The 13,910-nt window shown below is 75.6% G+C and carries 18 protein-coding genes; 5 read left to right on the top strand and 13 right to left on the bottom strand.

The genetic code is table 11. The features are described from left to right. Positions 1-20: 20 nt before the first annotated feature. From BJZ21_RS16950 to BJZ21_RS16925, 6 genes are all read right to left on the bottom strand, one after another. Positions 21-341, bottom strand: a complete 321-nt coding sequence (locus BJZ21_RS16950) for a hypothetical protein (protein WP_179664831.1) — start codon at positions 339-341, stop codon at positions 21-23. 62 nt (positions 342-403) lie between these two features. After that, entirely contained in the window at positions 404-763 is a 360-nt protein-coding gene (locus tag BJZ21_RS16945; protein ID WP_179664830.1) for a hypothetical protein, read from the bottom strand. Then, positions 760-1,266 (bottom strand): NUDIX hydrolase, encoded by a 507-nt coding sequence (locus tag BJZ21_RS16940; protein WP_343052188.1) that lies wholly within the window; start codon positions 1,264-1,266, stop codon positions 760-762. Before BJZ21_RS16940 ends, BJZ21_RS16945 begins: the two co-directional genes overlap by 4 nt. After that, positions 1,263-1,451 carry a hypothetical protein gene (locus tag BJZ21_RS16935; protein WP_179664829.1) on the bottom strand — a complete coding sequence of 63 codons (189 nt, stop codon included), beginning with the start codon at positions 1,449-1,451 and terminating at the stop codon, positions 1,263-1,265. The genes BJZ21_RS16940 and BJZ21_RS16935 overlap by 4 nt, the downstream gene beginning before the upstream one ends. A gap of 64 nt (positions 1,452-1,515) precedes the next feature. Then, entirely contained in the window at positions 1,516-1,677 is a 162-nt protein-coding gene (locus BJZ21_RS16930) for a hypothetical protein (RefSeq protein WP_179664828.1), read from the bottom strand. Continuing rightward, positions 1,674-1,913, bottom strand: a complete 240-nt coding sequence (locus BJZ21_RS16925) for an antitoxin (RefSeq protein ID WP_179664827.1) — start codon at positions 1,911-1,913, stop codon at positions 1,674-1,676. The genes BJZ21_RS16930 and BJZ21_RS16925 overlap by 4 nt, the downstream gene beginning before the upstream one ends. Positions 1,914-2,000: 87 nt before the next feature. On the opposite strand from BJZ21_RS16925, the gene miaA reads away from it, so the two are divergent. The 4 genes from miaA (at position 2,001) to BJZ21_RS16905 (ending at position 5,410) form a co-directional block, all read left to right on the top strand. Continuing rightward, positions 2,001-2,999 carry a tRNA (adenosine(37)-N6)-dimethylallyltransferase MiaA gene (miaA, locus tag BJZ21_RS16920; protein ID WP_179664826.1) on the top strand — a complete coding sequence of 333 codons (999 nt, stop codon included), beginning with the start codon at positions 2,001-2,003 and terminating at the stop codon, positions 2,997-2,999. A 28-nt stretch (positions 3,000-3,027) separates the two neighbouring features. Further along, on the top strand, positions 3,028-3,579 hold the full coding sequence (locus BJZ21_RS16915) for a dihydrofolate reductase family protein (protein ID WP_179664825.1): 552 nt from the start codon (positions 3,028-3,030) through the stop codon (positions 3,577-3,579). Between the two features lie 115 nt (positions 3,580-3,694). Continuing rightward, on the top strand, positions 3,695-4,588 hold the full coding sequence (gene dapF / locus BJZ21_RS16910) for a diaminopimelate epimerase (protein ID WP_343052187.1): 894 nt from the start codon (positions 3,695-3,697) through the stop codon (positions 4,586-4,588). Between the two features lie 45 nt (positions 4,589-4,633). Next, a complete protein-coding gene (locus BJZ21_RS16905) occupies positions 4,634-5,410 on the top strand; it encodes an SDR family NAD(P)-dependent oxidoreductase (RefSeq protein WP_179664824.1) in 777 nt (258 codons plus the stop codon). A 184-nt stretch (positions 5,411-5,594) separates the two neighbouring features. Here the strand turns inward: BJZ21_RS16905 and BJZ21_RS16900 are convergent, their stop codons facing one another. From BJZ21_RS16900 to BJZ21_RS16890, 3 genes are all read right to left on the bottom strand, one after another. Then, complete coding sequence (locus tag BJZ21_RS16900; RefSeq protein ID WP_179664823.1) at positions 5,595-5,780, bottom strand: hypothetical protein; 186 nt, start codon at positions 5,778-5,780, stop codon at positions 5,595-5,597. A 150-nt stretch (positions 5,781-5,930) separates the two neighbouring features. Then, the gene (locus tag BJZ21_RS16895; protein ID WP_343052186.1) at positions 5,931-6,596 is read right to left on the bottom strand and encodes a nucleoside/nucleotide kinase family protein; all 666 of its coding nucleotides are present in this window, start codon (positions 6,594-6,596) and stop codon (positions 5,931-5,933) included. Beyond that, a complete protein-coding gene (locus tag BJZ21_RS16890) occupies positions 6,589-9,096 on the bottom strand; it encodes an FAD-dependent oxidoreductase (protein WP_179664822.1) in 2,508 nt (835 codons plus the stop codon). The genes BJZ21_RS16895 and BJZ21_RS16890 overlap by 8 nt, the downstream gene beginning before the upstream one ends. A gap of 118 nt (positions 9,097-9,214) precedes the next feature. On the opposite strand from BJZ21_RS16890, the gene hflX reads away from it, so the two are divergent. After that, positions 9,215-10,750, top strand: a complete 1,536-nt coding sequence (gene hflX / locus BJZ21_RS16885) for a GTPase HflX (protein ID WP_179664821.1) — start codon at positions 9,215-9,217, stop codon at positions 10,748-10,750. A gap of 31 nt (positions 10,751-10,781) precedes the next feature. Here the strand turns inward: hflX and BJZ21_RS16880 are convergent, their stop codons facing one another. The 4 genes from BJZ21_RS16880 to BJZ21_RS16865 are packed head-to-tail and all read right to left on the bottom strand — an operon-like array spanning position 10,782 to position 13,799. Continuing rightward, positions 10,782-10,979 carry a ferredoxin gene (locus BJZ21_RS16880; protein WP_179664820.1) on the bottom strand — a complete coding sequence of 66 codons (198 nt, stop codon included), beginning with the start codon at positions 10,977-10,979 and terminating at the stop codon, positions 10,782-10,784. Further along, a complete protein-coding gene (locus BJZ21_RS16875) occupies positions 10,976-12,280 on the bottom strand; it encodes an NADH-ubiquinone oxidoreductase-F iron-sulfur binding region domain-containing protein (RefSeq protein ID WP_179664819.1) in 1,305 nt (434 codons plus the stop codon). Before BJZ21_RS16875 ends, BJZ21_RS16880 begins: the two co-directional genes overlap by 4 nt. Further along, positions 12,277-12,864 (bottom strand): ferric reductase-like transmembrane domain-containing protein, encoded by a 588-nt coding sequence (locus BJZ21_RS16870; protein WP_179664818.1) that lies wholly within the window; start codon positions 12,862-12,864, stop codon positions 12,277-12,279. Before BJZ21_RS16870 ends, BJZ21_RS16875 begins: the two co-directional genes overlap by 4 nt. Further along, positions 12,861-13,799 (bottom strand): FAD:protein FMN transferase, encoded by a 939-nt coding sequence (locus BJZ21_RS16865; RefSeq protein ID WP_179664817.1) that lies wholly within the window; start codon positions 13,797-13,799, stop codon positions 12,861-12,863. The genes BJZ21_RS16870 and BJZ21_RS16865 overlap by 4 nt, the downstream gene beginning before the upstream one ends. Positions 13,800-13,910 lie beyond the last annotated feature (111 nt).

Raw genomic sequence — 13,910 nt, 5'->3', positions numbered from 1 at the left:
CCGGCGCGGCAAGGGGCAGTTCAGTCGCCTGTGGAGGAGCGCGGGTCCCGGTCGGGGTAGCCGGCCTTCGGGGCGAGCCCCTCCGGCTTCGGCTCCGGGTTGCCGGTCGACTGCTCGGGCGGGACGGTCTCGCCGGGCTCGCGCTCGTGGGGCGAGGTGTCGCGCAGGCCGTCGGTGGCGTTCTGGCCGGGTCCGGCGTGGCCCACCCGCTCGCTGCTGACGCCCATCCCGCCGGCGGCGCGCTGGGGTCCGGAGGAGTTCGGGGTCGACTCGCGCAGGTCGGTGTCCTCGGAGAGGTCGGCACCGGCAGGGGTCGCCGCCGGGTCCGCTGCGGTGTCCACACTCGGATCTGCTGCCGGGTCCACTGCGGGGTCCCGGGACGAGTCGGTGGGGCGGTCCTCGCTCATGCCGGCGACTCCCGCTCCCCGGACATCGGCTCCTCGTCCCGGGTGGCCTGGGTCGAGGTGTCCTCGCCCTCCTTCATCTCCTCCGGGAGCGCGACGTCGTCGACCGCCGGGTTGTCGCGCAGAGACAGGTCCGGCGTGTCCGTCCCCGCGTGGGGCCCGTCGCCGACCGCGTCGGCACCGCCGGGCGCGGGCTCGCCGGGCTCGATCTGCGGCTCGGGCATCGGCCCGAGGTCCCCGTGCTCGGCCTGGTCGCCGGCCTCGGCCTCGGCCTGGTCGGCGTGGTCGCCGGCCTGATCGGGCTGGTCACCGGCCTCGGGCTGGTCGCCGGGCTCGTTCTGATCGCTCGGGTCGCTCATGGTGATCCCTCCCTGCTGCCGGCCTCGAAGCCGAACGTGGTGTACGGCTGCGTCGTACCCAGCCGGAGCTCCGCCAACACCGCCCGCTCGTGCGGAACGACCGGGTCCGGCAGCGCCTCGAGCGGGCACCAGCGCAGCTCCGCGCACTTCTCCGGCTCCACGATCCGCGGCTCGCCGGTCCACGAGCGGGCGGTGAAGAAGAAGTCGATCCGCTCGTCGATCGGCTCCCCGCCGCGGGTGCGCTGCATCGCGGTGACGAACGCCAGGTCGAGGTCGCGCACGTCGATCTCCTCGAGCGCCTCCCGGCGCGCGGCGTCGTACGCCGTCTCGCCCCGCTCCACGTGGCCCGCGGCGGCCGCGGCCCAGTGGTCGTCCATGAAGCCGGTGTTGCGCCGCAGCTGCAGCAGCACCTCCGGGCCGGTGGCGCCGTCGCGCAGCAGGAAGACGTAGGACGCGGGCACGACCACGAACCGGCCCCCGGGCTGGTCCAGGGGCGGGCTCACTCCGGCTCGGCCTCGACGATCTCCTCGTCGTGTGGCGTGGTCTCGGTCTCGCCCTCGACGTCGTAGACGGTGCCGGTCTCGTCGGAGACCGCGGTCTCGCGCTCCTCGGCCTCGTACTCCTCGGGGTCGGGCTCGTCGTGCACGGCCTGCTCGGCGAGCTCCTCCTCGGGCACTTCGCTGGTCATCGGTCCTCCTGGCTGTGGATGGTGTCCGGGTTGTCCCGGGCGACGTCGCGGTCCGGCGGCCGGCTCACTGCGAGGGCTGGTCCTCGGAGCTCTCGGCGTTCTCCACCTGGGCGCTCGACCCGCCCGCGGCGTCGTCCTCGTCGGGCAGCTCGCCGGCGTGCTCGCCGGGCGGCACGGCGTCGCCCAACGGGCGCTGCTCCTCCTCCTCGGGGATCGGCGCGGTCACCGGGCGTCTCCGCCCGAGCGGTGCCGGCCGCCGCCGGGCATGTCGTCGTCCTTGCCGTCGAGCCGGTCCAGGGCGTCCTTGGCCTTCGCGGCGCCGGTGGCGAGCCGGTCGGCGTGCTTGCCACCGGTCCTGTCGTCGATCACCTCGGCTGCCTTGTCGATGCCGTCGGCGATCTTGTCGCCGTGCTTGTCCACGGCGTCGGTGAGCGCGTCCTTGGCCTTGTTGAAGAAGCTCATGGCACTCCTGGTTCGAGGGTCCGGCACGATAGGTCGGACCCGGTGGCTGGCACCGGTCGTGTACCCCGTTGCTGCCACACTAACCACATGCCCGAGCCCCGGACCGCCGCGCCGACGAGACGCGCCGCCGTGCCGGTCGTGGCCGTCGTCGGGGCGACCGCGTCCGGCAAGACCGGGCTCTCGCTGGACCTCGCGGAGCGGCTCGGCGGCGAGGTCGTCAACACCGACGCGATGCAGGTCTACCGCGGCATGGACGTCGGCACGGCCAAGCTCCCACCCGCCGAGCGGCGGGGCATCCCGCACCACCTGCTCGACCTGCTGACGGTGCGCGACCCGCTCACGGTCGCGGAGTTCCAGCAGCAGGCGCGGGCGGTGATCGGGGCGCTGCGGGCGGCCGGCAAGGTCCCGGTGCTGGTGGGCGGATCCGCGCTCTACACCCGCGCGATCCTGGACCGCTTCGACTTCCCGGGCACCGACGAGGCGGTCCGTAGCCGGCTCGAGGAGGAGCTGGCCGCGGTCGGCGCGCCGACCCTGCACCGGCGGCTGGCCGGGCGCGACCCCGAGGCGGCGGCCCGGATCCTGCCCGAGAACGGCCGCCGGGTGGTCCGGGCCCTCGAGGTCATCGAGATCACCGGCCGGCCGTTCAGCGCCTCGCTGCCGACCATGGCCTACGCCGACGCCGCGACCGTCCAGGTCGGGCTGGACATCGACCGGCCCACGCTGGACGCCCGGATCGCGCAGCGGGTGGACCAGATGTTCGCCGACGGCCTCGTGGCCGAGGTCGAGCGGCTGCTCGCCGAGGGGCTGGCCGAGGGCCGGACCGCCGGCCGCGCGATCGGCTATCGCGAGGTCGCGGCGCACCTCGCCGGCGACCTGACGCTGGACGAGGCGCGCGAGCGGACCGTCGTGGCGACCCGCCGGTTCGCCCGCCGGCAGGACTCGTGGTTCCGCAAGGACCCGCGGATCGTGTGGGTGCCCTTCGACGCCCCGGACCGGGTCGAACGGGCGCTCGCCGCGGTGGCCGCGCTGGGCGCGCCCGCCGTGCCGAGCGCGCCGGGCGCGCCGGCTGTCGGTGCCGCGCCCTAGCGTGGGCGTTGCCACGGAGGGAGACCCGATGACCCGGACCACCTACTACACGGCGGCGACGCTGGACGGCTTCCTGGCCGACGAGCACGACTCGCTGGACTGGCTGTTCAAGCAGCACATCGACGAGGCCGGGCCGATGGCCTACGGGCCGTTCATCGCGGGCATCGGGGCGCTGGTGATGGGCGCGACGACGTACGCGTGGATCCGCGCGCACCACGTCGACCGCGGCGAGGCCTGGCCCTACCCGATGCCCACCTGGGTGCTGACCCATCGCGACCCGGCGCCGGTGGAGGGGGCCGACATCCGGTTCGCCCGCGGCGACGTGCGACCGGTGCACGCGGCGATGGTGGCGGCCGCGGGCGGCAAGGACCTGTGGGTGGTCGGCGGCGGCGACCTGGCCGCCGACTTCGCCGAGGCGGGGCTGCTCGACGAGCTGTGCGTGCAGCTCGCGCCGGTCACGCTCGGCGCCGGGCGGCCGCTGCTGCCCCGGCCGTTCGACCTCCGGCTCACCGAGGTGGCGCGCAACGGCGACTTCGCGTGCGTGCGCTACGACGTCGGGGGTCCCTACCGCGGCGACTGAGCGGGGCCGAGCGGGGCTGCGCGGGCAGCGCCGGCACCGTCATCCGGTCCGGTCGTGGGCGGGGCGGCCCCGTCGTACGACGTCCGCCCGGCGCCCGTGCCGATACCGTGGAGGCGTGACCGCCCTCGCGACCGGATCTCTGCCTGAAGCCACCGCCGGCTACCCGTTCCTCAAGGGCCACGGCACCGAGAACGACTTCGTGCTGCTGCCCGACCCCGACGGCTCGGTGCACGGGCCGCTCGACGCCGCCCGGGTACGGGCGCTGTGCGACCGCCGCGCCGGCCTCGGCGGCGACGGGGTGCTGCGGATCATCCGGACCGCGTCGTACGACGGGCCCGACGCGGCGCTGATCCACGGCCAGGACGCCGAGTGGTTCATGGACTACCGCAACGCCGACGGGTCGCCGGCCGAGATGTGCGGCAACGGCAGCCGGGTCTTCGCCCGCCACCTCGTGGACGCGGGCCTCGTCGACGGGGACGCCCCGATCCCGGTCGCGACCCGCGCGGGCGTGAAGGTGCTGACGGTCGCCGGCGACCTGGTGACCACCGACCTGGGCGCCCCGAAGGTGCTCGGCCAGACCGTGGTCGGCGTCGGGCTGCACAGCTGGCCGGCCCGGCACGTCGACATGGGCAACCCGCACGCGGTGGCGTTCGTCGACGCGCTCGAGGACGCCGGCCGGCTGCTCGAGGAGCCGACGTACGACACGGAGACTTACCCGCACGGCGTCAACGTCGAGTTCGTCGTCCGCCGCGCCGAGCGGCACGTCGCGATGCGGGTGCACGAGCGCGGGTCGGGGGAGACCCGCTCGTGCGGCACCGGCGCCGGCGCGGTGATGGTCGCGACCGCGCTGGCCGACCGAGCGGTCGACGAGGGCGCGGCGCCGCGCTCGGAGCTGGCCTACCGGGTGGACGTGCCCGGCGGCACGCTCACGGTCACCTGGACCCCGGAGGACCGGGTGCTGCTCACCGGCCCGGCCGTGGTGGTGGCCGCCGGGACCACCGCGCTCTGACCTGTCGTGCCGGGGCCCCCAACCCGTTCCCTATGCTGCGGCCCCATGGACTTCAACGGAGCATCAGCGATCGTGACCGGGGCGGCGTCGGGCATCGGCGCGGCCGTCGCCCGCCAGCTCGCCGCGGCCGGCGCGACGGTGGTCGTGGCCGACCTGCAGGCCGACAAGGGCGAGGCGCTGGCCAAGGAGATCGGCGGCGTCTTCGTCAGCGTCGACGTGACCGACACCGAGCAGATCAAGGCGGCGGTACGCCGGGCGAGCGAGCTCGGCCCGCTGCGGGTCCTGGTGAACTCGGCCGGCATCGGCTGGGCCCAGCGCACCATCGGCCGGGACGGCGAGGTCGACTCCGCGCACGACCTCGACGCGTTCCGCAAGGTGATCGCGATCAACCTGGTCGGCAGCTTCGACGCGATCCGCGTCGCGGCCACCGAGATGAGCCGGCTCGAGCCCACCGAGAGCGGCGAGCGTGGCGCGATCGTCAACATCGCCAGCGTCGCGGCGTTCGACGGCCAGATCGGGCAGGCGGCGTACTCCGCCTCCAAGGGCGGCCTGGTCGGCCTCACCCTGCCGGTGGCCCGCGACCTGTCCGCCGCCGCGATCCGGCTCAACACCGTCGCGCCCGGGCTGATCGACACCCCGATCTACGACTTCGGCGGCGACGCCGAGGCGTTCAAGGCCAAGCTCGGCGAGAGCGTGCTGTTCCCCAAGCGGCTCGGGCAGCCCGAGGAGCTCGCCTCGATGGTGCTGGAGTGCCTGCGCAACCCCTACATGAACGGCGAGACCGTCCGCGTCGACGGCGGCATCCGGATGCCCCCCAAGTAGCGCCCGGGGGACACCACCCCCCGCGCGCTAAGGAGAAGGGCGCGGGTGTGCCCCTCTCCTTAGCGCCGGGGGTGGTGTCCGTGGTCGGTGGGGGTTGCTGCTGTCACGCCGACGACCAGCCACGCGAGGATCGGCCAGCCGACCCGGTCGGGCTGGACCAGGCAGTCGCGGTCGGTCCGGAACGTCAGCGGCCGGTCCAGACGCCAGGGACGCCCGCGAGCTCGAGCCCGACGATCCCGGGGCCGCGCACGCTCGGGTCCAGGCCGGCCAGCCGGCCGAACGCCACCGCGAGCACCGCGAGCGCCACCGCGGCCGCGAGGCCGGTCCGCCGTCCCCGGTCCGTGGCCAGCCACGCCTGGAGCCGCCGCATCCTGACCACCGCCCTCCCGGGCGACGCCGCCCGAAACCGACCCCCTCAGTGTGACCCCCGGGGCTGGAGGTGCGCGTGACCCGGACGGGGCATCCGTGCCCCCCCAGGTTGGTCACCCGGGCCGGGGAACGGGCGGGCGAACGGGCGGGCCTACCGGCCGGCGGGGCCCGCCCAGCCGGTCAGGTCCAGGACCAGGTCGGCGCGGCGGGCGGCGGCGTCCACGAGCGCGGCGTTGGCCTCGTCGACCCGCACCACCCACTCACGCGCGGCGGCGGGGGACTTGCCGGACGCCTGGTGGCGGGCCAGCAGCCGCGGCACCCGCACCGCCGCGTCGCAGGTGACGTGCCAGACCGCGTCGAGCCAGGCCCGCGCGGCCACCCACTCGGGGCCCTCGAGCAGCAGGTAGTTGCCCTCGGTCACCACCAGCGGCGCCGACGGCGGCACCGGCACCGCCCCGGCCAGCGGCTGCTCCAGATCACGCTCGAACGCCGGCGCCATCACCACGTGGTCGGGCCGCGCGCGGATCCGGCCCAGCAGCGCGGCGTACCCCCACGCGTCGAAGGTCTCCGGCGCGCCCTTGCGCTCGCGCAGCCCGCGCCGCACCAGCTCGACGTCGGCGAGGTGGAAGCCGTCCATCGGCACCACCACCGCGCCCGGCGCCCGGGCGGCGAGCGCGGCGGCCAACGTCGACTTGCCCGCGCCCGGGGCGCCGGTGATGCCGAGCAGCAGCCGGTCCGGCCCGACGGCCGGCAGCAGGGCGGCGAGCTCGCGCCCGTCGGGGGAGAGGCGGACGACGTCCACCGCCGCCTCAGGCACGCACCCGCGCCGAGGTCGGGTCGTAGAACGGCCGCAGCGAGACCTCCACCGGCCACCGGGTGCCGGCCACGTCGACCTCCCAGGACCCCGCGGCGAGCCAGTCCGCGGTCACCGGCGCGCCGCCACCGGCGACGAACGCCAGCCCGACCGCGGAGCCGACCGTCCAGCCGTACGACGCGGCGCGCACGTAGCCCACCGGGACGCCGTCGCGGTGCACGACCTCGGCGTGGAACAGCAGCGGCTCCGGGTCGAGCACCCGCAGCTGCACCAGCCGCTGGGCCATCCCGCCCCGCGCCGCGTTGGCCTCACGCCGGGCCAGCACCGCCTCGCGGCCCACGAAGCCGCCGGGCTTGTCCAGCGCCAGCGCGAACCCGAGGCCGACCTCGAGCGGGCAGTCGGTGTTGTCGACGTCGTGGCCGAAGTCGCGGTAGCCCTTCTCCAGCCGCAGCGAGGACAGTGCCTTGAGCCCGACCGGGCGCAGGTCGTACGCCGCGCCCGCGGCCTGCAGCGCGTCGTACACCTTCAGGCCGTCGCCGGCGGGCACATACAGCTCGTAGCCGAGCTCGCCGAGGTAGGTGATCCGGGCGCAGAGCACCCGGGAGCCGGCCACGTCGATCCACCGGGCGGTCCGGAAGCCGAAGGCCTCGGTCGACAGGTCGGCCGTCGTGAGCGAGGCCAGCAGCTCCCGCGACCGCGGCCCCTGCAGGTTCAGCTGGGCGAACTCGGCGGTGACGTCCTCGACGGTCACGTCGACGTCGCCCGCGACCGCGACCTGGCGGCCCAGCCAGGCCAGCGCGTGCCCGTGGGCGGTGTCGGAGGCGACCACCAGGAAGTCGTCGTCGGCGAGCTTGGTGACGGTCAGGTCGGCCTCGAGGTGGCCGTCGTGGTCGAGCCACTGGGTGTAGGTGATGGTCTCCGGCGCCCCGTTCACGGCGCCCGCCGAGACCCGGTCGAGCACCGCACCGGCGTCGGCGCCGCGGACCCGGAGCTTGGCCATGAAACTCATGTCCATCAGCCCCACGCCCTCGCGGACCGTGCGGTGCTCGGCCTCCCACTGCGCGAACCACGGCGCCCGGCCCCAGGTCGGCTCGGCCACCGGCGCGACCCACGGCCCGGCGAACCAGTCCGCGCCCTCCCAGCCGGAGACCTCGCGCAGCAGCCCGCCCTGCTCGACCAGCCGGTCGTGGACGGGCGAGAGCAGCGCGTTGCGCGCCGAGCGCAGCTGCTTGCCGGGGGTGTGCGCGGCGTAGACGGTGCCGAGGATCTCGGTGGTGCGCGCGGCGCGGTAGCCGTCGTCGGCCTGGTGCGGCCGGAACCGGTCGACGTTGAAGCCGGTCACGTCCACGTCCGGGCGCCCGGTGGTGAGCCAGTGCGCCACCACCCTGCCCAGCCCGCCGGCCGAGAGCACCCCCACCGAGTTCATGCCGGCGGCGACGAAGTAGTTGCGGATCCCCGGCGCCTCGCCGACGGCCGGGGCCAGGTCGGGCGTGAACGACTCGGGGCCGCAGAAGAAGGTGCGTACGCCGGCCTCCAGCGTCACCGGCACCCGGGCCATCGCCCGCTCCAGGAACGGCGCCATCCGGTCCCAGTCCGGCGCGATCTTGCCGAAGGAGAAGTCGGCGGGGATGCCCTCCACCTGCCAGGGCGCGGCCTGCGGCTCGAACAGCCCGACCATCATGCCGCCGCCCTCCTCGCGGTAGTACCCGTAGGCGGCCGGGTCCTCGAAGACCGGCGTGTCCGGGCCGAGCCCGTCGATGGTGTCGGTGATCAGGTAGTAGTGCTCGGCGGCCTGGTTCGGGATCACCAGCCCGTTCCGCGCGCCGAGCTCGCGGGCCCACATGCCGGCGCAGTTCACGACGTACTCGCACTCGACGTCGCCGGCGGTCGTGGCCACGCCGCGGACCTCGCCGCGGTCGGTGCGCACGTCGGTGACCGTGACGCCCTCCACGATCCGGACGCCGAGCTGCCGCGCGCCCTTGGCGAGCGCGGTGGTGAGGTCGACCGGGTTGACCCGGCCGTCGCCGGCCACGTGGAAGCCGGCCAGCAGGTCGTCGGTGCGCGCCCACGGGAACAGCTCGGCCATCTCGCGGGGGGAGATCTCCTCGACGTCCAGGCCCAGGTGCCGCTGGAACGTGGCGACCCGGCGGTACTCCTCGAGCCGGTCGGCGTCGGCGGCCGCCTCGATCAGCCCCACCGGCCGGAACCCGGTGGCCTGCCCGGTCTCCTCCTCGAGCCGGGCGTAGAGCTCGCGGGAGTAGAGCCGGATCCCGGTGGCGGTCTCCGAGGTGGAGCCGAAGCAGGTCATCAGCCCGGCGGCGTGCCAGGTGGTGCCGGAGGTGAGCCGGTCCCGCTCGAGCAGCACCACGTCGGTCCAGCCGGCGTGCGCGAGGTGGTAGGCGATCGAGCAGCCGATCACGCCGCCGCCGATGATCACGACGCGGGCCCGGTCGGGAACATTCGGGGCCCGGTCGGGAACATTTCCTGCGCTGGGGGAGGTCACCAGGCAAACCTACTGCCGGGAATCGGCGCCCGGTCCACGGCGTTGAGCCCTGTGTGGGACGTGTCGCGACCGATATCGGCTCGCGCACCCCGGGTCCCGCACCTACCCTGAGAGGCATATGACGAACGCACGCGACTTCAACCTCGACGCCGAGCTCGACGCCACCCGCGAGTGGGACCGGCTCGAGGAGGCCGACGACTGGGTCTCCGGCTACGCCGACCCGGACGGCCGCGACGAGGGGCCCGACGAGGCGCCCGACGACTCGTGGGCCGACGAGCCCGATCCCGAGCTGACCAGCGGTGAGCTCGACCTGGCCGAGCGGCACGAGCTGCGCCGCGTCGCTGGCCTGCGCACCGACCTCGAGGACATCACCGAGGTCGAGTACCGCCAGCTGCGCCTGGAGCGGGTCGTGCTCGTGGGCGTGTGGACCGAGGGCAGCGTGGAGGACGCCGAGAACTCCATGGCCGAGCTCGCGCTGCTCGCCGAGACCGCCGGCTCGGAGGTGCTCGACGCGATCTACCAGCGCCGCCAGAAGCCGGACCCGGCCACCTACATCGGCCGCGGCAAGGTCGACGGGCTGCGCGAGATCGTGCAGGCCACCGGCGCCGACACCGTGATCCTGGACGGCGAGCTGGCCCCCAGCCAGCTGCGCAACCTCGAGGACCGGCTCAAGGTCAAGGCCGTCGACCGGACCGCGCTGATTCTCGACATCTTCGCCCAGCACGCGAAGTCCCGGGAGGGGCAGGCCCAGGTCGAGCTGGCCCAGCTCAACTACATGAAGCAGCGCCTGCGCGGCTGGGGTGGCAACCTCTCCCGGCAGGCCGGCGGCCGGGTCGCGGCCGGCGCCGGTATCGGTGGCCGTGGCCCCGGTGAGACCAAGATCGAGACCGACCGGCGACGGATCAACACCAAGATCGCCAAGCTGCGCCGCGACCTCAAGGCGATGAAGGGCACCCGCGACACCAAGCGGGCCGAGCGGCGCCGCCACGCCATCCCCGCGGTGGCGATCGCCGGCTACACCAACGCCGGCAAGTCCAGCCTGCTCAACCGGCTCACCGACGCCGGCGTACTGGTGGAGAACGCGCTGTTCGCGACGCTGGACCCCACCACCCGTCGTACCACCACCACCGACGGCCGGGTCTACACGATGAGCGACACCGTCGGGTTCGTCCGGCACCTGCCCCACCAGCTCATCGAGGCGTTCCGCTCGACGCTGGAGGAGGTCGCCGACGCCGACCTGATCCTGCACGTCGTCGACGGCTCCCACCCCGACCCCGAGGGCCAGCTGGCCGCGGTGCGCGAGGTGTTCGCCGAGATCGGCGCCGACCGGGTGCCCGAGCTGGTCGTGATCAACAAGGCCGACGCCGCCGACCCGATGGTGCTCGCCCGGGTCCGGCAGCGCGAGCCGCACTGCGTGGTGGTCTCGGCGAAGACCGGCGAGGGGATCACCGAGGCGCTCCGGCTGGTGGACAGCGAGCTGCCGCGCCCGGACGTGGAGTTCCACGCGCTGCTGCCCTACGAGCGCGGCGACCTGATCAACCGGCTGCACCAGCACGGCGAGATCGCCTCGCTCGAGCACACCGCGGACGGCACCGTCGTCCACGGCCGCGCGAACGCGGACCTGGCCGGCGAGCTGGCGGCGTACGCGGTCTGACCGTGCGCCCGCCGGCCGCCCGCCCGGCCGCTCAGCGGTCGGTCAGCCGCAGCGCGAGCCGCGGACAGGCGCGTACGGCGGCCCGGGCGTCGGCGAGGAGCGCGTCGGTGACCTCGCCGGCGACGACGGGGTAGCCCCACTCGTCGAGGTCGACGAGCTCGGGCAGCAGCTCGTGGCAGAGTCCGCGCGCCCGGCAGCTCGGCCAGTCCACCCGCAGCCGGCGGCTCACGAGGCCACCTCGCCAGCATCCTCGGCGGCGCTGCCGACCGGCTCGACGGCGCAGCGGCCCGCGGCGTGCTCGGCGACCTCGTCGGGGAACACCGCGAGCACCGACCGCACCAGCCGGGCCGTGCCGTCGGGGTGCGCGCAGGCCCCACGACCGGTGACCAGCGCGGCGAGCCGGCCGGCCCGGCCGGCCGCCCCGGAGACGCCGCCGTCGGCATCGCCGTGCACGAGCTCGCGGACGACGCTCGCCAGCGCCGGCAACCCGTTGTGGCACGGCCCGCACCGGCCCGCGCTCTGGCCGGCCAGGTAGTCGACCACCCGGCTGGTGAGCGTCAGCGGACAGGACCCGCCCGGCGCCAGCAGCACTCCGGCCCCGAGCGGCGCTCCGAGAGCGCTCATCCCGGGCACCGAGACCCGGGCCGCGCGCAGCGTCGGCCAGGTGGCCCACGAGCCGTGGAAGCCGCCGACCAGCGCCGGGTGCCCGTGCACGCCGGGGGGCAGCAGGTCGCGCAGCCGCGTGCCGTAGCCCACCTCGTGCACGTGCGGCACGAAGCCGGGGCGGGTCAGCGTGAGCAGCGTGGTGCCGGGCTCGCGGTCGGTGCCGTGATGGCGGTACGCCGCCCCACCGCGGAGCACCAGCAGCCCGACATGGGCCCAGGTCTCGGCGTTCGAGAGCAGCGTCGGCCGGCCGGCCAGCCCGGCGACGGCCTCCGGTGCCCAGGAGGTCACCGGCAGGTTGGGCCGACCGGCGAGCAGCTCGACCACGGCGCGCGCCTGGCCGCCCACGAACCGCGGCTCGGTGGCGTGCTGCCGGATCGGCACGGCATCGTCCCGCTCGTCGAGCGCCCGGACCACCGACTCGCGCACCGCCGGCCGGTCGCCGGCGACCACGACGTGCACCTCGCGGGCCCGCAGGGCGCACGCGGTGGCGACCGCCCCGTCGAGGACCAGGTGCGGCCGGGTCAGCGCCAGTGCGCTGTCCTTGGCGCTGCCCGGCTCGCCCTCGCTGAGGTTGACCACGACCACCGCCTCGCGGCCCCCGCGCCGGCCCGGGGCCCGGCTCGCGGTGCTGCCCGCCGCTGTGTCGAGCTTCCGGACGAACGGGAACGCCGCGCCGCCACGGCCGCGCAGGCCGGACGCCCGGATGAGCTCGCGGAGCGCGGCCAGCCCGACCTCCGGCAGCGCGCCGTACCGGCCGCGGTGGGCGGCCAGCGACGGGCCGTCGGTGAGGCCCGCCAGCAGCGCGGGTCCCTCATGCACCGCGACCTCCTGCGGCACCGGCACCGGTGAGGCGAGGGCGCTCATCGGGCCCCCTCCGGGTCGGTCCCCGGCCACAGGCCGCGCCAGAGCCGGACCACCGTGACCCCCAGCATCACGCCGACGCAGACGGCCGTCGGCAGCGTGGCCCACCGGTGCTCCACCGCGAACAGATCCGCGGGCGTCAGCCCGAGGTCGGTGCCGATGCCCAGGCCGTGACCGACCGCGAGCACCCAGCACGCCCACGCGGCCAGGTGGATGCCGTGCCAGGCCCGGTGGCCCATCCGGGCGCGCAGCAGGCTGGTCACCACGACCACGGCCACCAGGTCCAGCGACAGCGCGCCGAGGCCCAGCCAGAGCGGCCGGTAGGTCGCGCCGAACGGTACGACGGCCTGCCACCACCGGATGTCGACGAAGCTGTCGGCGACGGCCGAGACCACGTGCGCCGCCAGCAGCGTCACCGAGACCAACGCCAGGTTGCGGTGCAGGGACTGGGTGACGAAGCGCGGCAGCCCGCCGCCGGACCGGCCGCCCAGCGCGAGCACGCCCAGGGCGGTGCTGGCGGTGAGGGCGACCAGCAGCACCAGCCCGGTGCTCCGGTTGAGGTACCACAGCAGAGGGTCGTTGCTCATGCGGCTGTCCCTTCCTCGCGGGGGGTCTGGGGCCAGGCACCGACCGTGCGGACGGTGCCGTCGGCGGCGACCAGCCGGGCGTCGACGCCGTGCCCGAGCAGCCAGTCGGGGGCCTGCTCGCCCAGGACCACGGCGGCGGTCGAGGCGGTGTTCGCGGCGACACAGGTCGCCCCGGTCGCGGTGACCGTGCGCCACACGCCGGCGACCGGCTGGCCGGTGCGAGGATCGAGCAGGTGATGGCGTCGTACGCCGTTGCGCGTCCAGCGGCGCACCTGGGTGCTGGAGGTGGCCAGGCCGCCGTGATCGAGCGTGACCAGGGCCTGCACCGGGTCGCCGGGTCGTTCGGCGACCGCGACCGGCCAGGGCGGATGCACCGGCCGGCCGGTGGGGGTCGCGAGCGCGAGGTCGCCGCCGACGCTGACGACCGCGGGCCCGGTGAGCCCGGCGGTGAAGGCCGCGGCGACCAGGTCGGCCGCCCAGGCCTTGCCGGTCGCGCCGAGGTCGAGCGCGGTGCCGGCCGGGATCCGGATCGCGCCGTCGGGGTCGAGGCGCACCTCGCGCCAGGCGTGCGGGCCCGGCGGGGTGACCGGGACCACCGGAGCGCCGGGGCACTCGGTGAGCCGGGCGTGGTCCCGGTCGTAGCCGAGCTGCACCAGCGGACGGCCGAGCAGTGGGTGCACCAGCCCGTCGGTCGCCCGGGCGGCACCGAGCGCCGCCTCGACCGCCTCGAGCAGCAGCGGGTGGACCCCGACCCGGCGGCCGGGCTGGCGGTTGACCCGGCTCAGGTCGGAGTCGGCGCGGAACCGGCTGCACACCTCGTCGACGTCGCGCAGGACCTCCTCGGCGAGCCGGCGCGCCGGCCCCAGGTCGGCGGCGTCGTGCACACCCACGTGCACGTGGCAGCCCAGGGCGGAGAACGTGGTCGCGGCCGCCATCTCAGCCACCTCCCCCGGAGCCTGTGCTCGGCGCAGGGGCGGGTGCCGGCGGCGGTGGGGGCGGCGGTGCGGGTGCGGCCGCGGGCGGGGCGGGCGGCGGGGCAGCGGGCG

Source organism: Nocardioides panaciterrulae (genome assembly GCF_013409645.1).
Taxonomy (GTDB): Bacteria; Actinomycetota; Actinomycetes; order Propionibacteriales; family Nocardioidaceae; genus Nocardioides; species Nocardioides panaciterrulae.
The sequence above is the reverse complement of the archived record's forward strand: the minus strand, read 5'-3'. Positions and strand labels throughout refer to the sequence as shown.